Source organism: Spongiactinospora sp. 9N601 (genome assembly GCF_044326295.1).
GTDB lineage: Bacteria > Actinomycetota > Actinomycetes > Streptosporangiales > Streptosporangiaceae > Spongiactinospora > Spongiactinospora gelatinilytica.
In genome coordinates, this window is record NZ_JBIRBB010000005.1 from 207,295 (window position 1) to 228,406 (window position 21,112).

Below are 21,112 nucleotides of genomic sequence, written 5' to 3' on the forward strand. Positions count from 1 at the left end.
GGCACGCCCGGCACGCCCGGCTAGTTGATCTTGATGAGCTCCACCTCGAACCGGAGCGTGGCATTGGGGGGAATGACGGGCGGATAGCCATGCGCCCCGTACGCGTAGTCGGACGTGCAGACCAGGACCGCCTTCTCCCCGACCGACAACTGGGGCACGCCCTCGTCCCATCCCTTGATCACTTTGCCGACGCCGATCTTCGTCGTGAACGGGGCCCCACGATCGCGCGAGGAATCGAACTTCTTGCCGTCTTCGAGGGTCCCGACGTAGTGAATCGTCACTTCGTCCCCCTGCTGGGGGAAGTTCTCGCCGTCTCCCGGAGACAGGCGTTCTATCGTGACACCCATGCGTGCCGCCTTCCGCTAGATGATCAGCGTCCAGAGTACTGCCGAACGCAGGCTATCCGGTCGGGGGTGGGAGGAGGGCGCTGAGGGCGGCGGCGCCGTCGAGGAGGGCCTTGGAGCGGGCCGTGATGCCGGCGTCTCTGGCGTCCAGGGCGGCGGTGATGTCCGCGGACCTGCGGCCGAGGCGCAGTTCCGGCATCAGGGCCCGCAGCGGCTCGATGCGGTGGCCGGCCTTGCGCAGTTGGTGAACGATCCGCGCGTCACGCACCTGGGCGGGGGTGTACCGGCGTGTTCCCCGCACGGGGTCGCGGTCGGGGACGACCAGATCCTCCGCGTCCCAGTGCCGCAGGGTCGAAGGACGCACGCCGAGAGCGGCGGCGAGTTCGGAAACGCTCATCGAGTCCGCCGCGCGTACGTCCTCGATCGGCTCGCCGGAGATCGCCTGGGCGGCCTCCCTGGCCTGCCGGAGTTCGGTGCGCTCGGTGTCGAGCCTGGCGTGCGCGGCGTCGAGCAGGGCGAGCACCTGGGCGACCGGGGACCGGTGGGCGGCCCGGACGATCTTCCTGGCCTCGGCCGGGCCCACCCCGGCCGCGAGGGCCCGGTAGGCCAGCGCGGACCGCACGTGCACCTCCGCGTACCTCCGGTAGCCCGTGGCCGTACGCGTCGCGGGCGGCAGCACACCATCGCGTTCGAGATTGCGGACCTGCTGGACGGAGTACCCCGCCCGCCGCGCGACATCGATGGTCCGCATGCCCCCCGATTTGAGACCTGACAAGCCGAAGCCCCTTCATCCGCGCCCCGAAGTCTCCACATGCACCTCAATGCAACGCTAGAGCACATGACCATGGAAGAGATCATCGGCTTCGTGGCCGCCCTCGACGGTGTCCTGACCCTCAGGCCGCGGCCCGGCGACGGCTCCCCGGAGATCAGTTGGGGCGACACGTACTTCTACTACGCGCCCGACGGCGTCACCCCGACCAACGTCCAGCCGTTCGCAACGGTCGTGACCAAGAACTACCCCGGCGACAAGACATCACGTCTGGAGCGGCCGGACGTCTTCCGGGTGAACATCGCCGCCGGGAAGGAGGAGTTCGTCCGCTGGACCGGGCACACGCCACGCGAACCGGCCACCGGCCAGGACCCCGCCGCCACCGACACCCTGATCGCGCACCCCCTCTACGGCACCATGGGCTGGCTGGCGGTGCTGAACCCGGGCCCGCGTACCGAGGCGACCACCCGCGACCTGCTGCGCACGGCCTACGACCTGGCCCGCGCCCGCTACGAACGACGCGCCGGCCCGAACTGAACGGTGATGGACAGGCCGCCTTCGGGGCGGGCGGCGGCGGTGAGGGTGGCGTGGTGGGCCTGGGCGACGGCGTTGACGATCGCCAGGCCGAGACCGTACCCCTTACGGTCCGGCGCCAGCGTCTGGAAGGGATGGAAGAGCCGCCGGACCTGGTCGGCGGGGATGACCGGCCCGGTGTTGGCGACCGTGAGGACCGCGTCCGTGCCGGAGGTCCGGGTGGTGATCTCGACCTTTCCGGCCGGGTGGTTGTGGCGGACGGCGTTGTCGATCAGGTTGGCGGCGAGGCTTTCGATCAGCCGCGGGTCTCCGGCGGTCACCGCGGGCGTCAGGTCCTCGGTCAGGTCGATGCCCTGCTCCGTGGCCTGGTCGCGGCGCGCGGCGAGCACGTGCGCGGCGACGTCGGCGAGGTCGAGGGTGTCCCAGCGGGTCGCGCCGCGTTCGCTGGTGGCCAGCGTGAGCAGCGCCTGGACCAGCCGCTCCTGGTGTTCGCCCAGGGCAAGGGCCTCCTGGCAGGCCGAGCGCAGGGCTTCGGCGTCGGCGTCGGGATCGGCGAGGGCGACCTCAAGGAGGGTGCGCAGGCCGGCGAGCGGGGTGCGCAGTTCGTGGGAGGCGTTGGCGACGAAGTGCCGCTGGGCGTCGAAGGAGGCGTGCAGGCGGGCGAACAGGTCGTCCAGGGTGCGGCCGAGTTCGGTCAGCTCGTCCGTTGGCTCGCCGAGGTCCAGCCGCCGGTGGAGGTCCCCGGCGGAGATGATCTGGGCGGTGGCGGTGATGGCGCGCAGCGGGCGCAGGAACCGCCCGGCGACGTACCAGCCGAGGGCCAGGGCGACGGGGATCAGTACGACCAGCGCGACGGCCGAACCGATGAGCAACTGCGGAAGGCCGATCCCGGGCCCGGCGGCCGGGCCCGATGAGGGGCCGCCCGCGGGGATCGCCGCGTGGATGCTCACCAGCGGAAGATCGATCAGGACCACCACCAGCACCCCGGCGGCGTAGATGCCCGCCGCGTAGGCGAGCGCGAGCCGCGTCTGGAGGGACCTCCTGGCCGGTCGCCGCGAGGTCATGCCGGGCCGATGCGATAGCCGCCTTCGCGGATGGTCTGGATCACGGGCGGATCGCCCAGCTTGGCGCGCAACCGGTGCATGGTGTGCTTGACCGCGCTGCTGAAGGGATCGGCGGCCTCGTCCCAGGCGCGTTCGAGCAGTTCCTCGGCGGAGACCACCACGCCGGGCGCCGCGAGCAGGCATTCCAGCAGGGCGAACTCCCTGGGGCTCAGTTCCAGGCGGCGACCGGCCCGGGAGGCGATCCGGCGGGCCGGGTCGAGGGTGATGTCCCCGCAGCTCAGGATGGGCGGCAGCGGCCGGGTGGCGCGGCGGGCCAGGGCGCGGACGCGGGCGACCAGCTCGGCGAACGCGAACGGCTTGGGCAGGTAGTCGTCGGCGCCGAGGCCGAGGCCGTCGACGCGGTCCTCGATCGTGCCGGAGGCGGTGAGCATCAGGATGCGGCTCGGACTGCGGCCGAGGGCGAGCCGCCGGCAGATCTCGTCCCCGTGGACGCCGGGCAGGTCGCGGTCGAGGATCACCACGTCGTAGCGGGTGACGGCCAGGCGGTCGAGGGCGGCGGTGCCGTCCAGGACGACATCGACGGCCATGCCCTCGCGGCGCAGCCCGGTGCCGATCGAGCGGGCGAGGACCGCGAAGTCCTCCACGACGAGGACCCTCACCGGCGATCACCTGGGTTCAGCGGGCGGGCGGGGCGGCCGGAGCGGCCGCCGGGTCGGGGTGCCATGCCGGCAACGATGCCAGATGCCCGGTCTCAGCCAGGTCGCAGCCGGTGCGACCAGGCTGGAACCGGGTGGCGCGTACAACCGTCGGCATGAGTCCGTTGATGTCCCGCCGTTTTCTTCACCTGCTACGCGCCGAATGGAACAGGTTCCGCGGCGCACCCGGCCTGGTGCTCACCGTGGCGGCCTCCGTACTGGTCACCGTGTCGCTCGGGCTGCTGATCACCGGCGGCGCCCGGAGCACCTGCGTGACCGGGAAGGGAGAGGGCCCCTGCCCCGCGCCGCTGCTGGGCCCTGACGGCACGGCGGTGAACGACAAGTACTACTTCGTCCACCAGCCGCTCTCCGGGAACGGCGGCATCGTCGCCCGGGTATCGGACATGACCGGGCAGATCCGGCTGCCGGACGCCGTCCCCGGCGTGCGCAACGTCACGAAGGGCGTGCTGCCCTGGGCGAAGGCCGGGCTCCTGATCAGGCCGAGCCTGACGCAGGGCACGCCGTACGCCGCCGTCATGATCACCGGCGGGCACGGCGTGCGAATGCAGCACGACTACGTCCACGACGTGGCCGGCGGCCCCGTCCACGGGCCCCGGTGGCTGCGGCTGACCCGGGCGGGCGACACCCTCACCGGTTACGAGTCACCCGATGGCAGGAAGTGGACCGAGGTCGGCACGGTCACGCTGGCCGGCCTGCCGGAAACGGTGGAGATCGGGTTGTTCGCCACCTCGCCCGGCTATGTGCGGGGGATGGCCTCCCGCTTCGCCCAGGCCACCGCCGCCTTCGACCAGATCCGGGTGCAGGGCGCGGACGGTTCGTGGCGGCGCGACGACGTCGGCGTCTCCCTGGAGGAGGACGGCAGGACCCCGCACCACCCGGGCGGGGCGGTCGAGTCCGGCGGCAGGCTGCTGGTGACCGGGGGCGGCGACATCGGGCCCGCCACGCTGGACGGCGGTCTGCGCGCCGACTTCACGCTGATCGGCGGGGCGGTGGGGCTGGTCCTGGTGCTCGTGGCGGCGGCCGTGTTCGGTGCGAGACATCGGCACGCACCGAACCCGGCGGCCAGGGCCGTGGTGGCCGGCGCGGTCGCGTTCGTGACGGGGCTGGTGGCCGCGGGGATCGTGGTCCCGGCCGGCCTGGCGTTGCTGCGCGCCAACCAGAACCCGATCCAGCCGATCACCCTGGTCACCCAACTGCGGATGATCATCGGCTACGCGGCGCTGACCACGGCCGCCGCCGTACTGGCCCTGGGCCTCGCCACGCTGCTCAGGCGGGCCGGCGTGGCGGCCGGGCTGGCCATCACCCTGGTCGTCGTACCGTACCTACTGGCCACCACGGGCCTGGCCCCATGGCTGCTCATGGTCACCCCGGCCGCCGGCTTCGCCATCACGCAGAGCGTCCCCACCTTCGCCCACGTGGACGCCGACCCGTCCCCGCTGATGGGCTACTACCCACTCCCTCCCTGGGCAGGACTGGCCGTGACCTGCGGATACGCGGCGGTCGCCCTCACCATGGCACTCGCCGCACACCGCAGGAGATCCCCGCTCACCCGGTGACGCGCTTGATGGTGAAGTCGTCCACGTTCACGGTCACCGGCGCGTTGGTGGCGGTGCCCGAGAGGTAGGCGAGGAGACCGGCGCGGCCCGCACCCTGGAGCACAGGGGTGGAGTCGGTGACGGTCTGGTGCCATGCGGCGGGCTCCGGGGTGCCGTCGGGCCAGACCTTGGCCCGCAGGGTGGTCGGGGAGGTACCGACGACCTGAAGGCGCAGGTGGAGCAAGGAGCCCGGGGTGTAGGAGATGCCGGGGATCGTCTGCAGGGGCGCCAGGGCCGTCTCGGTTCCCGCGCTGTCGGCCCGCCTGAGTTGCAGCATCACGGCGCCGTCCGGACGGATGATCAGTGTGGAACGGTAGTTGCCCGCGCCGTCCACCCTTCTGCCGACCGCTGTGACGTAGACGCCGTTACCGGTGGCGAGCTTGTCCAGGCCGACCTTGAAAGCGAGATCGGTGCCGGTGGAGATGACGCGGTTGGGGTAGGCGCTGCGGCCCGCCGAAGGCTCGGTGAGGGTGATCCGGGCCTGGCCGGCGTTGACCGCGTAGCTGCCGGCCGGTGCGCCGACCCACCAGGCACCGCCGGCGTCGGCGGTGCCGAAGCCGTTGGTGACCGTCCGGTTGAAGGTGTCCGCCACGAGGGTGGCGCCGGGGGAAGGCGCTCCGAGGAAGTTGCCGTTGACCCAGTCGGCGACGCGGTCGCCGGTGGCGACACCGAACTGCCCGTCGAACCGGTAGTGGACGCCGAGCCAGACGCGCCCGAGCGCGTTCTCGTTCGCCGCGCCGCTGAAGGAGGTGAATCGTCGTTGCACGCCTTGGGCGAAGGGGTCATCGGTCGTACCGGTCCAGGCCAGGGCGTCCGTGCCGAGGTACCGCTTCATGATCCCGGCCCAGGCGCCGCCGAAGGTGGCGTGCCCGGAGATGTAGGCGGGGAACGGCGGGGAGAAGCTCACGCCCTGGGTGTTCCTTGATTCCGGCTTCCAGCCGGTCTCGGGGTCCACGTCGCGGAGCCTGATCGCGGACTCCGGCCGCCACAGGTCGGTGTCGGTGTCGAACTTGACGTCCCAGGCGGAGATGGCGGCATCGCCCATGGCGAGCGAGACGAGCGCGAAGAGTTTCGCGTTCTGGAGCTGGGTCCGGCCGGCGAGCGGGGCCTCCTTGAGCACCTGAATGGTGTGGTCGATGTGCTGGCCCGGCGGTTTGTAGGTGCCGTCCAGGTCGTTGGACCAGAAATGCGCGGCCTGTGTCTGGTCCGGGGTCCGGTCGGGCGAGTTGAGGCGGCCCAGCCTGCGTACCTCCTCGACCTGGTCCTTGTAGGAGGTGGTGGTCAGCAGTTCCTCGACCGACTTGGAGCGCTCGGGGAAGTTCGGCCGGAAGTGGTTCGTTGTGATCATGGTGAACGGCTGCACAGCGCCCCAGTGCGGGTCGAGGGCGGGGCCCGAGCCGGTCGGCCGCCAGTCGCCCGGCTGGTCGCCCGGTGTGTAGGCGATCGTGGCGTTCGCGCCGTCATTGGCCCGGGTGACGGCCATGACGGCCGCCGCGTTGCCGCCGATGGCGGCCCCCTGGGCGCGCTGCTCGGCGGTCACGCTCGCCGGGATCGTCGCCTGCGCCTCGCCGAGCCTGGCGTCGAAGTCGAACTGCGGGTACGACACCCTCGGGTACAGGCCGCTCAGCACCCGGTAGGCCGCGTGGTCGATGGCGGTGCTCACGTCCGGTGACGCACCGGGCGGCGAGGCCACCTGGGTCAGGTACGGCTGGCCGATGCACCCGGCCGGGGTCGCGCACGCCGCCGAGTTCGCCGCGTCGTAGATCGCGCCGTTCATCATGGCCGCGGTCCTGGAAAGCCTGGTCGGCCCCGCGTCGGCCGTTTTCACGCCGCGGTTGACGTCCAGCAGGACCTTGTTCCAGTAGATGACATGGTCCATCGGCTCTGCCGCGGCGGCCGACGGCGGGGCGACGAGCGCCCCCGATAACAGGGCGGCGGCGGCCCCGAGGCCGATCAACGGTCTGATTCTGCTCATGACACTCCTGCCCGAAGACGATCAATGACCCGTCCTGGTGAAGTGTGCGATAACCAAGGAAATCATTGAAGACTCCTACAGGTGATGATCCGCTGGAGGAGGATGGCTGCGGAGCACCCGGCCCGGAAACGACTGAGGGCATCCCCGCCGGTGGCGAAGATGCCCATATCAATCGAAGAGTGCCGGCGCGCTTCAGGATCGGCATGGCCGGGAAGGTGTCCGCCGAGCCGCATGCGGTGCGCGAACTCATCCGCCTCGTGCTCGTGAGGCCGGATGAGCCGGTGCTATTGAGCGGTCATCGTGATCTCGGCGGGCACATCTCGGCTTCCATTTCCTTGGTGAGGATGCTGATCGGGTTGCCCCAGTCGCCGTTGATGTTGGTGACGACCATGTGCCTGCCGTCTCGGGTGCCCATCGCATAGGTCCAGGAGCCGTGGACCCTGCCACCGTTGCCCCAGACCGTCACGCCGCAGGACAGCTTCTGGGAGAAGATTCCGAGCCCGTAGGCGGTGTTGTCGATCCACTGCACGCCCTTGGTGGAGACGGTGGTGAACATCTCCTTTTGCAGCGCGGGCGGCAGCAAACGGCCGTTCAGCACTGCCCGATAGAAGGTGTGCAGGTCGTTCATGGTCGAGACGATGCTGCCGGCTGACCCGGCCCAGGAGGGGTTCATGTCGGTGAGGTCATAGGGGGTTGTGGTGTCCTCGCCGACCAGGAACTTGACGTAGTGCCGTGCGTGCGGCTCGCGCAGCTTCGTGCCTTCGCCCGGCAGGTACGTCTTCCGCAGGCCGAGCGGGCGGATGACGCGCCGGTTGATCTCTTCGGCGTAGGACCTGCCGGTGACCTTCTCGATGATCATTCCGGCGAGCGTGAAGTTGGTGTTGGAGTAACCCCACCCCTTGCCAGGCGCGAAGGAGGGCGGGTTACGCATGGCCGTCTTCACCAGTTGCTCGGGACGGTAGCTGTTGAAACGGGCCTTGAGGAAGGCGGTGCTCCACTGTTCGGTCGCCAGGTCCGCATCCGAGGTGTAGGGGAAGATGCCGCTGGTCTGGTTGAGCAGTTGCCTGATAGTGATCTTGCTGCCGTCGTGGCCGTTGCCCTTCACCACGCCAGGCAGCCACTTGTCCACGGTGTCGTCCAGGCTCAGCCGGCCCTCGGCCACCAGCTTCAACACCACGACCGCGACGAACGTCTTGGTGGTGCTGCCGGCCCGGAAGTACTCCTGCCGGCGGCGCTTGAGGCCGGTGTCGGTGTCGGCCACGCCTGCCGTACCGAACCATGACCTGCGGCCGTCACGGACTTCGGCCATGGCGCCAGGCATGCCATCGGCCACGGCTCGGTCAAGCACCCGCTGGAGCCGGGCGTGGTCGTCGGTGCGGCGGTCGGCGTGGTCGCCGGCCGCCGCCGGCGGCGCGCTTACGGTCACGGCGACTGCGGCGGCGAGCAGGCAGGTGGTGGTGGTGCGGAGGATCTTGGTCATGGGTCGATCGCCATTCATCGAGGAGGAGTGTTGGTGCGGGCGAATACGTGAGTCAGCCGGTGACGCGGTGGAGCAGGATGTCGCCCTGGGCGACGTGGGCGTGGAGCTCGACGGTGTTGCCGTCGGACACCTCGGAGTCGTCGCCCAGGTTGTCGCCCAGGTTGTCGCGGACCCTGCCGAGCGCGGTCTTGGCGTCCGCCAGTACGGCGGTGCCGTTCGGGATCCCGATGTTGATCGTCCCGGCACCGACGTCCAGATCGGCGCGCCCGCGCGCCATCGCGCCGACCTTGACGGCGCCTTGCCCGACGGTCACGCGCAGGCCGTCTTCTGCCCGGTCCACCGTGACGTTCCCGGCGCCGTTGCCGATCACGGTGACGCCGATGCTCTCGCCGACCTTGATCTGGCCGTGGGCGGTGGTGAGGGCGGCCGGGCCCCCGGACGTGGCCACGGTGATGTCGCCGTCGTCGGTGCTCAGGCGCGACTCGCCGGTGCGGGCGAGGTGGATGTGGCCACGGGAGACGTGGGCCCGTACCTCGCCCAGGCGGCCCTGGCCGTTCAGGTGCCCGTCGCGGAGGCTGATGTCGAGCGCCGAGCCGTTGGGCAGTTCGACCGTCACTGCGACGCGTCCGGGAAGGGATCGGATGCTCGAGCGGTCCTTGACCGTCAGGCGACCGCCTGCGTAGGTGACGCGGGCGCGTTCGGCGGCTGCGACGTCGGTGGCGTCGGCCGGATCGGCCGGCCGTACCTCGACGGTGGTGTCGGTGCGCCGGGTCGCGCTGATGCGGATGTCGGCCGCGGTGAATGACAAGGCGGCGACGATCGGCTTCGGTGTGTCAAAGGTATCCATTGGTGGTTCGCCTTCAGCGGGGGTGGTGGCGGGCGGCGTGCTTACGCGCCGACGGAAACGCCGAACTCCGCTTCGATGACTTTGAACATGGGGTCCCACGACTTCCACTCGGTGTTGGTGTGCACGGCGACGGTGTGCCGGCCATCGGGAGTGCCGACCGCGAAGAAATAGGAGCCCCAGAGGCTGCCGCCGACGCCGCGCAGCGTCCGGCCGCCGGTCGCCTGCTCGTCGAACTCGAACATGCCCAGGCCGTAGCGGGCGTACGGCATCCAGTAGCCGCCCTCGGTGGAGACCGTGGTCCACATCTGCCGGTGCTGTGCGGGCGGCAGCAGGCTGCCGGTGGTCATCGCGTTGAAGAAGCGGATCATGTCCGTCGTAGTGGAGACGACGTTGCCGGCCGCGTAGCCCAGGGAGGAGTTGAGCTCGGTGACGTCCAGAGGCGGCAGGCCGGGCTCCTCCATCAGCGATTCCCAGTTCTCCGGGGTGACCGCGGCCGGGTCGGCGCCGTCCTTGAGGAACTGGTGGGAGTAGCCTCGCGGGTGCGGACTTGGGTAACCGGTCTCGGTGGTGGGGCGCACGCGGGTGTGGGTCAGGCCGAGCGGCTGGACGACCCGGCGGTCGACCTCGTCGGCGTAGCTGTTGCCGGTGACCTTCTCGATGATCGCTCCGGCGATGTGGAAGCCGCCGTTGGCGTATTCGAAGCGTTCGCCGGGCGCACCGACCGGCGGCTGGGACACCGCCACCCGCAGCAGTTCCTCGGTGCTGAAGGTGTCGAAGCGATGCCGGTCGAACCCGGAGCGGGTGGCGTAGCGGTGGCTGACCTCCGGGGCCAGGCCGGTGGCGAACAGGCCGCTGGTGTTGCTGAGCAGGTGCCTGATGGTGATCTTGTCGCCGTCGTAGCCGTTGACGTCCAGCACGCCGGGCAGGTGGGCGTTGACCGTGTCGTCGAGGCTGAGGCGGGCCTCGGCCTCCAGAGCCAGAAGCGTCGCGGACGTGAAGGCCTTGCCGCTGCTGCCGGCGTGAAAGTACTCGCCCGGCACGCGCGGGGAGCCGGTTTTGATGTCGGCCACGCCGGCGGTGCCGAACCAGGTGCGGTCGCCGTCCTTGACCTCGGCGACGATGCCGGGAATGCCGACCTCGGCCACCGACCAGTCGAGCACCCGCTGCACGTTCTCGTGGGCTGCCATTGCACTGCCTTTCAGACGTTTCTTCCGTACGTCCTCCACGGTGTCCACCGGCGCTTAGATGCGTCTTAGAACGCTCTTGTAGCCGGTATGGCGCCGGTTTCATACGGCACAGTGCGCGTCTTTGTGCTCATAGCCTTCGTGTATGCGGATGGAGTTGCTGGGACCGGTCCGGGCCTGTGCCGACGATGGCACGCCGATCGAGGTCGGCGGTGTCATGGTCCGAGCGCTGCTGGCCCGGCTGGCTCTGGCCGAGGGCGAGATGGTGCCGGTCGACGCACTCGTTGACGGCCTGTGGGGGGAGCATCCGCGCGGGGGCACCGTCAACGCACTGCATGGGCTGGTGCATCGGCTGCGCAAAGCTCTGGGCGAGGCCGAGGTCGTGGAGAGGGCGGCCGGCGGGTACCGCCTGCACGTACGCACCGAGGACGTCGACGCCTGTCGGTTCGAGGAGAAGGCGAAGCGGGGCCGTCGCGAACTGGCCGCGGGTGACGTGCGGCAGGCGGCCTCGCTGCTGGACGAGGCGCTGGCGCTGTGGCGGGGAGACGCGCTGGCCGACGTGCGTGACACCCCCTTCGCCGCCACGGCCGGCGCGCGGCTGGACGAGCTACGGGTGGCGGCCATGGAAGACCATTTCGAGGCGGAGCTGCGACTGGGCCACCACGACGAGATCCTGGCCGATATGGCGGCGATGGCCGCCGGTCACCCGCTGCGCGAACGGCTGGCCGGATTGCGCATGCGAGCGTTGCATGCGGCAGGCCGTCAGTCCGACGCGCTGGCCGTGTTCGGCCAGGTCCGCGGCACCCTCGCCGAGGAACTGGGCGTCGACCCCTCCGAGGACCTCCGCGAGACGTACCTCGCCGTACTGCGGGGTGAGCGGGAGTACCCCCAGGCGCGACAGGCTCGGCCGCACGCAGTGCCAGGACGTCTACCCGCCCAGCTGACCAGCTTCGTCGGCAGGCAGGAGGAGCTGAAGTTGCTGGCCGGGTTGCTGGAGTCCTCCCGCCTGGTCACCGTCGTGGGCCCCGGAGGAGTGGGCAAGACCCGGCTGGCCGTGGAGGCCGTGAGCCGGCATCGGGTCCATCGGCGAGGCCGGGCCTGGCTGGTCTCCCTGGCCGCGGTGAACACGGCCGACGGGCTGGTGGAGGCGGTGCTGAGCACGATCAGCCTCGCCGGAGCCCAGCCGGCCGGCACGCTACTGGAGCGGGTGGTCAACCTGCTCGCCGGTGGTGAAGGCGTGCTGGTTCTGGACAACTGCGAACAGATCTCCGGAGCCGTCGCGGAGTTCGCCGGGCAGTTGCTGGAGCGCCAGCCGGACCTGACCATCCTGGCCACGAGCCGGGAACCACTGGACGTCATGGGCGAGGCGCTGTGCCGCCTGGGCCCCCTCGGCCTTCCCCCGGCGCACGCGAATCGCGATCGTGTCGCCGCGTCGGCCGCGGTGCGGCTGTTCCTCGACCGGGCGGGAGCCGTACGACCCGGCTTCGCACTGGACTCGTCGACCGCGCGGCCGGTCGTGGACATCGTGCGCCGGCTGGACGGGCTGCCGCTCGCCCTGGAACTGGCCGCGGCACGCCTGCGGACCATGAGCGCCGAGCAGATCGCCCGGCGGCTGGATGACCGCTTCCGGCTGCTCAGCACCGGTAACCGGACCGCCCAGCCCCGCCAGCAGACGCTGCATGCGGTCATTGAGTGGAGCTGGGATCTCCTCACCTCACAAGAGCGCACACTGGCCGCCCGGATATCGATATTTCCGGCGCGGACGGGTATCGCTGTGATCGAAGCGGTCTGCGCGGATGAGGCGCTTCCCGCGGACGAGGTCGTCTACCTTCTGGACTCCCTGGTCGACAAATCCATCGTGGAGCGGGCCGGCGACGGCTACCGGATGCTGGAAACCATCCGGGCACACGCGGCGGGGAAGCTCCGACTCGCAGGAGAGACCGACGCCGTCCTGCGCAGGCTCACCCGGTACTTCGCGGACCTCGCCGACGAACACGAGCCGCTGCTGCGCTCGGACAAGCAGGCGGAGTCGCTGCGGCTGTTCCAGGCCGAGTACGACAACCTGATGTACGCCCTGCAAACGGCCATCGGCGGCGGCGACGCCGAGACCGCGGCCCGGATTCTCGGGCCGCTGTACTGGTACTGGGTCATGCTCCGCTACGACGCCCGGGCCGAGACCTACATCGCCAAGGTCACCGAGTTCGGCGACGCGCTGCCCGCGGACGCCCGCGCCGCGTTCACCGCGATCCACCTGGTGGGCGTCGAGGGCGGGCCGATCACTGACCACGAGCGGCTCCGCGCGCTCATCGACGACTGCGCGCGCACGGGCGCGCTGCGCCGCTATCCGATGCTGCTGACGATAGTGCTGGTGATGGCGGCGATACTCGGGCTGGACGACCTGCTCGATCAAGAGATCGCCCGGGTGCGCAGCGGCTCGGACCGCTGGGCGATCGCCTGCACCTTCATGATCGAAGCCATGCGCCATCGCGAACAGGGCGACCGGGAGAGCTCCGCGACCGCGATGACCACGGCACTGCGCCTGTTCGAGGAGACGGGCGATCGGTGGTGGACGGCGAAGGCGCTGTACGGCCTGGCCCAGATCCACGCCATCGCCGGAGACCACGACCAGGCGATCACCGACTACGAGCATAGCCTCGCGATCGCCACCGACCTCGGCTCGCAGGACGAGGTCTCCACCCGGCTCGGGCTCGCCACGGAACGCATGCGCGCCGGCGACCTGGCCGACGCGAGGCGCGACATCGACACCGCCGAACGAGCGGCCTGGCGGCGTGGCCAGCCGCCGCTGGAGATCGAGGTGCTCGGCGTCCAGGCAGAACTGCACCGCCGCTCAGGAGAGGTCGAACGCGCCGATCAAGCGCTCGACCGGATGGAGGCGCTCCTGCGCAAGCTGCCCCAGTCGGCGGAGGCCATCGACCCTCGGCTGCTCCTCGCTCGGGTAGCCAACCTCCTCACCGCTGGCGACGCCGTACGCGCCCGCGAACTGATGCCCCGCGCTGTCGAGGCGGCGCAGGCGATCATGGATGTCCCCTTGGCCGCTCAACTCCTGGCCAGGCTACTGTTGCTGGAGGGCGATCCGGCAGGCGCGGCCACCGCGCTCGGCCTGAGTCAGGCCATCCGCGGCGCCTTCGACCACGGCGACACCGAACTACGCCGCCTCTCGGAGATGCTCGCGGAGTCGCTCGGCCGTACCGATTACGACAGCGCCTATGAACGGGGCGCCGACCTGACCCCACACGAGGCCACCGACCGTCTGACAAAGCTACGTGTATCAGGCAGGCAGACCAAGTACGCCTGAAAGGGGCAGCGGCTCTCTCACCGCCAGGCCACGGCGTCGCCCACCTTGACCCGGTAGGTCAGCAGGCCGAGCCGGCCGGGCGGCCTGCGCAGCCGGTGACCCGTATGGGGATCGATGGCGGCGTGCGCAACCGCTCCAGCTCCGAGCAGAACTCGCCGTCCGGCACCGCCGGCACGCCGGGCGAGGGCGACGGGCGCGCCCCGCAGGCGTTCCCACCCGATCCGCTCCCCGCGGATCAACCCGCCGACCGCCTCGGCCGGGATCGCCGGGTCGGCGACGATGGCCGAGATCGCGTCGAGCAGGGCCTGAATGACTGTGGGCGTCCTCGTGGGAAGCGAGAACGCCCAGATCAACCGTCATGTGCAGGGTGCGCCGCCAGGGACTCGAACCCCGGACCCGCTGATTAAGAGTCAGCTGCTCTGACCAACTGAGCTAGCGGCGCTTACGACGGGTGTAACTGTAGCAGCATGGGCGCGTGGCTCGCACATCGTGATCATGCGGGCGAGCCGTGCCGCGAGCGCTGCGGGCCGGGCTTGCGAAATGGTTCGGGGCCAGGTAGTTTCCCCCAAAACTACCCGGCCCCGATCTGCGGCGGCCTCCCGATTCCTCCCCCCGGAAATCGGGCCGGCCGCCGGATGGATGCGTTCCCCCATCGCATCCTTGGAAGAAAGTCTCAGACTGTGTCTCCAACCCCCTTGACCTGGTTCAACAGTACAGACCGAGGGGCAACGGGATCGTCATCCAGGGGTTGATTTTCGGGCTACACCCAGGGTTGACCAGGTATGACCAAGCCGCATTCGTAGGCCACCACGACGGCCTGGGCGCGGGAGGTCAGGTCCAGCTTGCCCATCACCCGGTTGAGGTGGGTTTTCACGGTGCCGTCCGAGACGTGCAGGCGGTTGGAGATCTCCCGGTTGGACAGGCCCTGGGCGACGAGTTTGAGCACTTCCTTCTCGCGTTCGGTGAGGTCGTCCAGGCCGTGGACGGCGACCGTCTGGCCGACCGGGCGGCTGACGTAGGCGTCGATGAGGCGCTGGGTGACGGCGGGGTCGAGCAGGGCCTCGCCGCCCGCGACGGTGTGGATGGCGGCGATCAGGTCGGCCGGTGGGCTGTCCTTGAGCAGGAAGCCGGCCGCGCCCGCGCGCAGCGCCGCGAAGACGTGCTCATCGACGTTGAAGGTGGTCAGGATGAGCACCCTGACCTCGGCGGGCATCCGGCGGGTGGCCTCGATGCCGTCCATCACCGGCATGCGGATGTCCATCAGCGCCACGTCCGGCCGTACCCGCTCGGCCGCCGCGATGGCCTCCGCGCCGTCCGCGGCCTCGCCGACGACCTCCATGTCGTCCTGGGCGCGCAGCAGCGCGACCAGGCCGCCCCTGATCAGTTCCTGGTCGTCCACGACAAGGACGCGGGTGCCGCTCATCCCCCGGCCCTCCCGTACGGCAGGGCCGCCCGCACCTCGAAACCGCCCTCCGGGCGTGGTTTCGCCGTCAGCGAGCCGCCCACGAAGGCCGCCCGCTCGCCGAGGAAGCGCAGTCCCCGACCGCCGCGCAGCCCGCGGTCGGGGCGGGCGTGCCCGCGCGGCCCGTCATCGGTCACCCGTATCCGCACCCTGTCGGCCCCCGCGTCCACCACCACGCGCACGCTCGTGCGCCCCGCGTGCTTGAGGGTGTTGACCAGCGCCTCCTCGCAGATGCGGTAGGCGGCGAGTTCCACCGTGCGGTCGTCCACCGGCGGCGTGCCGGTCATCGACAGCTCGGCGTCCAGTCCGGCCATGCGCATGCGTTCGACCAGGCGCGGGATGTCGGCGAGGCCGGGCTGCGGGCCGTACTCCTCGCGGTGTTCGGGACCGCTCAGCACGTCGAGCAGCCGGCGCAGGTCGGTGACCGCGACCCGGGCGGCCTCCTCGATGGCGCCCAGCGCCGTCCTGGCCTCCTCCGGATCACGGTCGAAGACCTCGCGGGCCACCCCCGCGCGGAGTACCACAATGCTCATCGCGTGCCCCACCACGTCGTGTATCTCACCGGCGAGCCGGGTGCGCTCGCGCACCACCGCCATCAGGGCCCGCTGTTCGGCGGCCTCCCTGACCAGCCATTCGTGTTCGATCAGTTCGCGGTTGAGCCGCCGCAGCCCCGGCAGGATCCAGCCCAGCCCCCAGGCGCTGAGGACGGCGAGCAGTTGCACGACCAGCCACTCGCGCGGGCCGTACCGGACCAGCCCCGCGGCGGGTACGGCCAGCGCGGCCACGCCGGCGGCGACCCCCTGACCCGACGATACCCGGCTGACCACGGTGTACACCGCGACCAGCCCGGCCAGCCAGGCGGCGAGCGGCAGCGGGAAGAGCAGTTGCATGACGACGGAGGCGGCCAGTACGACGACCAGCACCGGCCACGGATGACGGCGCCGCACCGCCAGCGGGAGGGTGGCGAGGGCGGCGAGCGCGGCATGGTAGGGGAAACCGGCCGCCGGCGCCTCCCAGCGGACGGCCGACAGCGCGAACAGGCCGCAGGCGACCCCCACGTCGATCGCCCGGCCGTGCCGCTCCCCCCAGTCGAGCACCTAGCGGGAACTACCCAGGCAGCACGACCCCTATCTTGACCTGGGGTCAGTCGGGCAGCACCAGGTTGACCCCGACGTTCTCGCGCAGGGCGCGGCTCACCGTGCAGTGGTTCGCCTCGACCCGCTGGGCGACGGAACGGAAGACCTCATCTGCCTTCGGGTCGCCCTCGGGCAGCTCGACGTCGTAGGTGATGGTCACCGAGCCCAGCCGGGTCGGCGCGACCTTCTCCGCCTCCACCGTCATGGCCAGGCGGACCAGCCGGTGGCCGCGCTGCGCGGTGAGCGGCTCGACGGTGACGATGTTGCACCCGCCGACGGCGGCGAGCAGCAGCTCGACGGGGCTGAACACCCCCGCCTCCTCCGACCCGCCCATCTTGACCTCGGCCCCCCGGTCGTTGCGGGCCACGAACCCGCCGTCGCCGGTCCGTTCCACGTTCACGATCGCCATGAGTCAACAGTAGCCAAAACGCTTAGCACGGCATTACGCCCCGCCTGCCATGCTGACCACGACGACCGCTAGGGGGAGGAGTGGACACGATGGCGTTTTCCGGCACCGTCCGCGTCGAGCAGGTGATGGGCCTTCCGGTCAGCGTGGACGTCCGTACGATGCTGCCGTCCCGGGAGTTGTCGCCGGTGCTCGACGACGCGTTCGCCTGGCTGAGCTGGGTGGACGCGACCTTCGACGCCACCCGTCCGGACAGCGCGATCGGCAGGCTGGCCGCCGGGCGGCTCGTGGTCGATGACTGCGCCCCGGAGGTGACGGAGGTGCTTGAGCGCTGTGCCGAGCTGAGGGCCGCCACCGGCGGGTACTTCGACGAGGGCGCGGGGGGCGCGCTCGACCCGACGCTCTATGTGCGGGGGTGGGCGGTGGAGCGGATCTCGCGGGCGCTGAGCGTGGCGGGGGCGGTCGATCACTGTGTCAACGTGGGCACCGCCGTGCGCGTGCGGGGGTCGGCGCGGCCGGGGGCGCGCTGGCGGATCGGCATCCGGGACCCGCGTGACGAGCAGGTGTGCAAGGTGCTGTTCGCGCATGACCTGGCGGTCGCGACGGCGCAGGACCCGGGGCGGCGTTCGGTGACCGTGGTGGGCCCGGACCTTGGCGCGGCCTGCGGTTACGCGGCTGCCCTGCGCGCGATGCCACCCGCCCCGGCGCGGCGGTTCGCCGACCGGCTGGGCATGGCCGGGCCGTACGACGTCCTGCTCGTCGAACGAGACGGCCGTACGACCGGCACCCTCGGCCTGGCCGAATACGGCGCCGCCGCCGGCACCCGCCTCGCCGGCTGAACCACCCGGCCCGCACACACCACGACAAACCACAGGCACCCACCTGGCCGATCAACCCGGCCATGGCCCGCACAACACCACGCCCGCACTGCCGGCCGGGGGCAGCGCACGGCCGGACACCAACGGCACCCACCTGGCCGATCGAATCGGCCATGGCCCGCACAACACCACATCCACACTGCCGACCGGGGGCCGCGCACGGCCGGACACCACGACAAACCACAGGCACCCCCTGGCCGATCGAATCGGCCATGGCCGGCACAGCACCGCATCCGCACTACCGACCGGGGGCCACGCCTGGCCGAGCCTGCGGTCCGCGGTGTGCGCCTGCCCTGGTGGGCGATACCGACCCGGCCGCGGGGACAACGTCACGGTGTCATCGGCGACGGCGTACGGACCGGTGGGGAAGGCCGCCTGGCAACGGGCCCGGCGGGCGGGGGCTAGGCGTCGGGGTGTCTGCCCAGGTAGTCAAGGTAGATCGGGCGCAGAGCCTCGCCCAGGCGGCCCTCGCCCGAGGCCATGGCGTCGCTCAGCAACGCCGAGATCTTGCTGAGGTCGTTCGCGGCCTCGTCGCTGTGCCCGGTGGCCGCCTCGGCGGCCGGGATCGCCTTCAGCAGCTCCCACAGGAAGCCGAAGTCGCCGTGCCGCACGGCGTAGCGCACCGCCCGATCGTGCAGCTCCCTGGCGGAAAGCGACTCCAGACCGTCCGCTCCCATCGAACGCCACCCCCTCTCGGTGCTCTTCCCCGCCGTGGTCGTGATCACGCTGCCTTACCCTGATGTCCGCCGGCTAACCCCCGCGACACCCCCTCCTGGCCCCAGGTGGACGCATAGAGTCGATCTGGGCAGGGTTTTCCGCCCCGGGCACTACCCGTCCGCCGATCAGACCTGGGAGGATGCCTCAGCGTGAAAATAATCATCAAGATTCTCGTGGTGGCCGCCGCGCTATGGGTGGCCACCCAGCTCGTGCCGGGCATCAGCGTCGGTGGTGAAACCACCACGAAGACGGCGCTGACCCTGCTGGGCGTGGCGTTGATCTTCGGTCTGGTCAACGCGGTGCTCAAGCCGATCATCCACACCCTCGGCTGCGCGTTCTACATCCTCACGCTGGGGTTGTTCGCCCTCGTGGTGAACGCCGGCCTGATGCTGCTGACCAGTTGGATCGCCCAGCAGCTCGGCCTGGCCTTCCATGTCGAGGGTTTCGTCAGCGCCCTGCTCGGCGCGCTGATCGTCGGCATCGTGAGCTGGATTCTGGACCTCATCATCCCCGACTGACCGCGAGCGCCGGCCCGGGAAACGGCTCAGCCGACACCCGGGCCGAGCGCGGCGGGCGGCGCCCGATCAGCCGGCCTGGCCGACCGACCCGCGTTCGCGAAGCTCCGGGGCCTGGACGATACGGCGGCGGCGGGTGCCGCCGTCGGCGGCGGCGATAATCAGGCGTACGGCGGCGCGGACGATGCCGTCGATGTCCCAGTTGACGGTGGTGAGCCCCGGGGTGAGCAGGCTCGACATGGGATGGTCGTCGTATCCCATCACCGACAGGTCCCCCGGGATGCGCAGCCCGCGTTCGTCCGCCGCCGCGTAGACGCCGTACGCGATCGAGTCGGCGAAGCAGAACACCGCCCCCGGCGGGTCGTCCCCGCCGAGCACGCCGTGCGCCGCCGCGGTGGCCCCCGCCAGCGATTGAGGGGCGGTGACCAGCTCGATGTCCAGGCCGAGCCGGACGGCCTCGGCCGTGACGTGGACGTCGGCGGGCCGGTCGGGGGTGCTGGCCATGGTCGGGGTGAGCACGGCGATCCGGCGGTGGCCGTTGTCGCGCAGGTGCTCCAGGGCCATCGTGGTGCCGCGGCGGTTGTCGAAGACGACCTCGCCCGCCGTACGGGCCTCGCCCAGGGCGTCGCCGATCGCGACCACAGGAACGCTGTCGCACATCTCGGCCCAGAACTCCGCGGCCGGATCGACCGGCTGCACGATGAGCCCGTCCACCCGCTGGTCGCGAAGCTGCTGGGCGAGGGTCCGCTCGCGGGTCGGGTCGCCGGAGGCGTCCAGGATGAGCGCGTAGCGGTCGTTGTCCTTCAGTGCCCGGCCGATGCCGACCGCCAGGGCCTGCTGCCACAGGTCGGCCAGCGAGCCGCAGAGCAGGCCGATCATGCCGGTCCGGCCGCTGGCCAGGGCGCGGGCGATGGGATCGGCCTCATAACCCAGCTCGGCGGCGGCCTGACGGACGCGCACGATCGTCTCGTCGGAGACCTGCATGCCGCGCAGCGCGTAGGAGACCGCGGCCGGGGAGAGGCCGGTGGCCTTGGCCACTTCGCGGATGGTGGCTCTCTTACGCGGCTGCGTCACCTCGCAAGCTTATGTCGAACCCGGCCGGAGGGCGCGCTTACGCCCCGACGCGGCGGCCGGGTGGGCGAGTTGACACCTCGCGGTCCAGAGCGGTTCACTGAACCGCATCACTGAACCGATTCACACCCCTCCTTCAACTCGACGAGCACCTATTGCCTATATTATCAGTAGGGAATTGGGGGTTGAGAGATGGACGTGCACCAGCACCTGTGGACACCGGGCTTCATCGCCGCGCTGCGCCGCCGGCACGCGCCGCCACGCCTGGACGGCTGGACCCTGCACCTCTCCGGCGAGGCCCCTTACGAGGTCGATCCACGCCACCACGACATCGCGCACCGCGCCTCCCTGGAGGACGCGAACGACCTGGCGCTGGTCGCGCTGTCCAGCCCGCTCGGCGTCGAGCACCTGCCCGCCGCCGAGGCCGTGCCGATCATCGACGCCTACCACGAGGACGCCCTGGCCCTCCCCCGCCCCTTCCGCGCGTGGGCGGCGACCTGCCTGGACGACCCCGACCCCGGGCGTCTGGAGAAGAACCTCGCCCAGGGCATGGCCGGGCTCCAGCTCCCGGCGACCGCCCTGCTCGACGCGGCGGGCTTCGAGCGGGTGGCCGCGCTGCTGGACGCGCTGACGGCCGCCGACCTGCCGCTCTTCGTCCACCCCGGACCCGCCGCCCCCCACGGGGCGGGTCCGTCCTGGTGGCCCGCCGTGGTCGGCTATGTGCAGCAGATGCACGCGGCCTGGTACGCGTTCCAGGCGTACGGCCGGCCGCGCCATCCGCGCCTGCGGGTCTGCTTCGCGCTACTGGCCGGCCTGGCCCCGCTGCACACCGAACGCCTGATCGCCAGGGGCGGCGGCGGGCGCGGCAGGGTCGATCCCCTGACCTTTGTGGAGACCTCCTCCTACGGCCCGCGCGCCATCGACGCGGTGGTGCGCGAGCTGGGCGTGGACGTCGTGGTGAACGGGTCCGACCGGCCCTACGCCACGGCCCCTGCGACGGGCCTGGGGGCCGCCGCCGACCACGCCATCAACACCGTCAATCCACGGCGGCTGCTCGGCCTTCCCGCGATAGCCACCTGTGTCTGAGATACGAGAGGAAACCA

Annotated in this window: 20 protein-coding genes and 1 tRNA gene; 6 read left to right on the top strand and 15 right to left on the bottom strand. The window is 71.0% G+C overall.

What is annotated here, in order from left to right:
- Window positions 1-20: 20 nt before the first annotated feature.
- Window positions 21-347, bottom strand: coding sequence for an FKBP-type peptidyl-prolyl cis-trans isomerase (locus ACH34R_RS13340; RefSeq protein WP_397561691.1), 327 nt, complete (start codon window positions 345-347; stop codon window positions 21-23).
- A 52-nt stretch (window positions 348-399) separates the two neighbouring features.
- Window positions 400-1,095 (bottom strand): MerR family transcriptional regulator, encoded by a 696-nt coding sequence (locus ACH34R_RS13345; protein ID WP_397561692.1) that lies wholly within the window; start codon window positions 1,093-1,095, stop codon window positions 400-402.
- A gap of 87 nt (window positions 1,096-1,182) precedes the next feature.
- Here ACH34R_RS13345 and ACH34R_RS13350 point away from each other — a divergent pair, with 87 nt between their 5' ends.
- The gene (locus ACH34R_RS13350) at window positions 1,183-1,650 is read left to right on the top strand and encodes a DUF6194 family protein (RefSeq protein WP_397561693.1); all 468 of its coding nucleotides are present in this window, start codon (window positions 1,183-1,185) and stop codon (window positions 1,648-1,650) included.
- On the opposite strand, the gene ACH34R_RS13355 is transcribed toward ACH34R_RS13350, so the two are convergent.
- Entirely contained in the window at window positions 1,623-2,711 is a 1,089-nt protein-coding gene (locus ACH34R_RS13355) for a sensor histidine kinase (protein ID WP_397561694.1), read from the bottom strand. The genes ACH34R_RS13350 and ACH34R_RS13355 overlap by 28 nt on opposite strands.
- Window positions 2,708-3,370, bottom strand: a complete 663-nt coding sequence (locus ACH34R_RS13360) for a response regulator transcription factor (protein WP_397561695.1) — start codon at window positions 3,368-3,370, stop codon at window positions 2,708-2,710. Before ACH34R_RS13360 ends, ACH34R_RS13355 begins: the two co-directional genes overlap by 4 nt.
- Before the next feature lie 152 nt (window positions 3,371-3,522).
- Between ACH34R_RS13360 and ACH34R_RS13365 the strand changes: the two genes are divergently transcribed.
- Window positions 3,523-4,983: a hypothetical protein gene (locus tag ACH34R_RS13365; RefSeq protein ID WP_397561696.1), complete on the top strand. Its 1,461-nt coding sequence runs from the start codon at window positions 3,523-3,525 to the stop codon at window positions 4,981-4,983.
- On the opposite strand, the gene ACH34R_RS13370 is transcribed toward ACH34R_RS13365, so the two are convergent.
- The 4 genes from ACH34R_RS13370 to ACH34R_RS13385 form a co-directional block, all read right to left on the bottom strand.
- Window positions 4,973-6,997, bottom strand: coding sequence for a phosphatase PAP2 family protein (locus tag ACH34R_RS13370; RefSeq protein WP_397561697.1), 2,025 nt, complete (start codon window positions 6,995-6,997; stop codon window positions 4,973-4,975). The genes ACH34R_RS13365 and ACH34R_RS13370 overlap by 11 nt on opposite strands.
- Before the next feature lie 295 nt (window positions 6,998-7,292).
- Window positions 7,293-8,477: a serine hydrolase domain-containing protein gene (locus ACH34R_RS13375; protein ID WP_397561698.1), complete on the bottom strand. Its 1,185-nt coding sequence runs from the start codon at window positions 8,475-8,477 to the stop codon at window positions 7,293-7,295.
- A 52-nt stretch (window positions 8,478-8,529) separates the two neighbouring features.
- Complete coding sequence (locus ACH34R_RS13380; RefSeq protein ID WP_397561699.1) at window positions 8,530-9,324, bottom strand: DUF4097 family beta strand repeat-containing protein; 795 nt, start codon at window positions 9,322-9,324, stop codon at window positions 8,530-8,532.
- A gap of 41 nt (window positions 9,325-9,365) precedes the next feature.
- The gene (locus ACH34R_RS13385) at window positions 9,366-10,511 is read right to left on the bottom strand and encodes a serine hydrolase domain-containing protein (RefSeq protein WP_397561700.1); all 1,146 of its coding nucleotides are present in this window, start codon (window positions 10,509-10,511) and stop codon (window positions 9,366-9,368) included.
- 142 nt (window positions 10,512-10,653) lie between these two features.
- Here ACH34R_RS13385 and ACH34R_RS13390 point away from each other — a divergent pair, with 142 nt between their 5' ends.
- Window positions 10,654-13,824 carry a BTAD domain-containing putative transcriptional regulator gene (locus ACH34R_RS13390; protein ID WP_397561701.1) on the top strand — a complete coding sequence of 1,057 codons (3,171 nt, stop codon included), beginning with the start codon at window positions 10,654-10,656 and terminating at the stop codon, window positions 13,822-13,824.
- A gap of 17 nt (window positions 13,825-13,841) precedes the next feature.
- Here ACH34R_RS13390 and ACH34R_RS13395 read toward each other — a convergent pair whose 3' ends face one another.
- From ACH34R_RS13395 to ACH34R_RS13415, 5 genes are all read right to left on the bottom strand, one after another.
- On the bottom strand, window positions 13,842-14,177 hold the full coding sequence (locus tag ACH34R_RS13395; protein WP_397561702.1) for a hypothetical protein: 336 nt from the start codon (window positions 14,175-14,177) through the stop codon (window positions 13,842-13,844).
- Window positions 14,178-14,192: 15 nt separating this feature from the next.
- Window positions 14,193-14,266, bottom strand: a tRNA-Lys gene (locus ACH34R_RS13400).
- 318 nt (window positions 14,267-14,584) lie between these two features.
- Complete coding sequence (locus ACH34R_RS13405; RefSeq protein ID WP_397561703.1) at window positions 14,585-15,247, bottom strand: response regulator; 663 nt, start codon at window positions 15,245-15,247, stop codon at window positions 14,585-14,587.
- The gene (locus tag ACH34R_RS13410) at window positions 15,244-16,383 is read right to left on the bottom strand and encodes a sensor histidine kinase (protein ID WP_397561704.1); all 1,140 of its coding nucleotides are present in this window, start codon (window positions 16,381-16,383) and stop codon (window positions 15,244-15,246) included. Before ACH34R_RS13410 ends, ACH34R_RS13405 begins: the two co-directional genes overlap by 4 nt.
- 46 nt (window positions 16,384-16,429) lie before the next feature.
- Entirely contained in the window at window positions 16,430-16,831 is a 402-nt protein-coding gene (locus ACH34R_RS13415) for an OsmC family protein (protein WP_397561705.1), read from the bottom strand.
- A gap of 89 nt (window positions 16,832-16,920) precedes the next feature.
- Between ACH34R_RS13415 and ACH34R_RS13420 the strand changes: the two genes are divergently transcribed.
- Window positions 16,921-17,667 carry an FAD:protein FMN transferase gene (locus ACH34R_RS13420; RefSeq protein WP_397561706.1) on the top strand — a complete coding sequence of 249 codons (747 nt, stop codon included), beginning with the start codon at window positions 16,921-16,923 and terminating at the stop codon, window positions 17,665-17,667.
- A 440-nt stretch (window positions 17,668-18,107) separates the two neighbouring features.
- Here ACH34R_RS13420 and ACH34R_RS13425 read toward each other — a convergent pair whose 3' ends face one another.
- On the bottom strand, window positions 18,108-18,383 hold the full coding sequence (locus ACH34R_RS13425; RefSeq protein ID WP_397561707.1) for a hypothetical protein: 276 nt from the start codon (window positions 18,381-18,383) through the stop codon (window positions 18,108-18,110).
- Window positions 18,384-18,572: 189 nt separating this feature from the next.
- On the opposite strand from ACH34R_RS13425, the gene ACH34R_RS13430 reads away from it, so the two are divergent.
- Window positions 18,573-18,941 carry a phage holin family protein gene (locus tag ACH34R_RS13430; protein WP_111171968.1) on the top strand — a complete coding sequence of 123 codons (369 nt, stop codon included), beginning with the start codon at window positions 18,573-18,575 and terminating at the stop codon, window positions 18,939-18,941.
- Window positions 18,942-19,007: 66 nt separating this feature from the next.
- Here ACH34R_RS13430 and ACH34R_RS13435 read toward each other — a convergent pair whose 3' ends face one another.
- Entirely contained in the window at window positions 19,008-20,012 is a 1,005-nt protein-coding gene (locus ACH34R_RS13435; protein WP_397561708.1) for a LacI family DNA-binding transcriptional regulator, read from the bottom strand.
- A 189-nt stretch (window positions 20,013-20,201) separates the two neighbouring features.
- Here ACH34R_RS13435 and ACH34R_RS13440 point away from each other — a divergent pair, with 189 nt between their 5' ends.
- Window positions 20,202-21,095: an amidohydrolase gene (locus ACH34R_RS13440; protein ID WP_397561709.1), complete on the top strand. Its 894-nt coding sequence runs from the start codon at window positions 20,202-20,204 to the stop codon at window positions 21,093-21,095.
- Window positions 21,096-21,112 lie beyond the last annotated feature (17 nt).

Coding starts and splice junctions, on each gene's coding strand:
- ACH34R_RS13355 (WP_397561694.1), bottom strand. CDS start 2,711: ATGACCTCGCGGCGACCGGCCAGGAGGTCCCTCCAGACGCGGCTCGCG.
- ACH34R_RS13405 (WP_397561703.1), bottom strand. CDS start 15,247: ATGAGCGGCACCCGCGTCCTTGTCGTGGACGACCAGGAACTGATCAGG.
- ACH34R_RS13345 (WP_397561692.1), bottom strand. CDS start 1,095: ATGCGGACCATCGATGTCGCGCGGCGGGCGGGGTACTCCGTCCAGCAG.
- ACH34R_RS13390 (WP_397561701.1), top strand. CDS start 10,654: ATGCGGATGGAGTTGCTGGGACCGGTCCGGGCCTGTGCCGACGATGGC.
- ACH34R_RS13370 (WP_397561697.1), bottom strand. CDS start 6,997: ATGAGCAGAATCAGACCGTTGATCGGCCTCGGGGCCGCCGCCGCCCTG.
- ACH34R_RS13365 (WP_397561696.1), top strand. CDS start 3,523: ATGAGTCCGTTGATGTCCCGCCGTTTTCTTCACCTGCTACGCGCCGAA.
- ACH34R_RS13340 (WP_397561691.1), bottom strand. CDS start 347: ATGGGTGTCACGATAGAACGCCTGTCTCCGGGAGACGGCGAGAACTTC.
- ACH34R_RS13440 (WP_397561709.1), top strand. CDS start 20,202: ATGGACGTGCACCAGCACCTGTGGACACCGGGCTTCATCGCCGCGCTG.
- ACH34R_RS13375 (WP_397561698.1), bottom strand. CDS start 8,477: ATGACCAAGATCCTCCGCACCACCACCACCTGCCTGCTCGCCGCCGCA.
- ACH34R_RS13385 (WP_397561700.1), bottom strand. CDS start 10,511: ATGGCAGCCCACGAGAACGTGCAGCGGGTGCTCGACTGGTCGGTGGCC.
- ACH34R_RS13420 (WP_397561706.1), top strand. CDS start 16,921: ATGGCGTTTTCCGGCACCGTCCGCGTCGAGCAGGTGATGGGCCTTCCG.
- ACH34R_RS13350 (WP_397561693.1), top strand. CDS start 1,183: ATGACCATGGAAGAGATCATCGGCTTCGTGGCCGCCCTCGACGGTGTC.
- ACH34R_RS13415 (WP_397561705.1), bottom strand. CDS start 16,831: ATGGCGATCGTGAACGTGGAACGGACCGGCGACGGCGGGTTCGTGGCC.
- ACH34R_RS13425 (WP_397561707.1), bottom strand. CDS start 18,383: ATGGGAGCGGACGGTCTGGAGTCGCTTTCCGCCAGGGAGCTGCACGAT.
- ACH34R_RS13380 (WP_397561699.1), bottom strand. CDS start 9,324: ATGGATACCTTTGACACACCGAAGCCGATCGTCGCCGCCTTGTCATTC.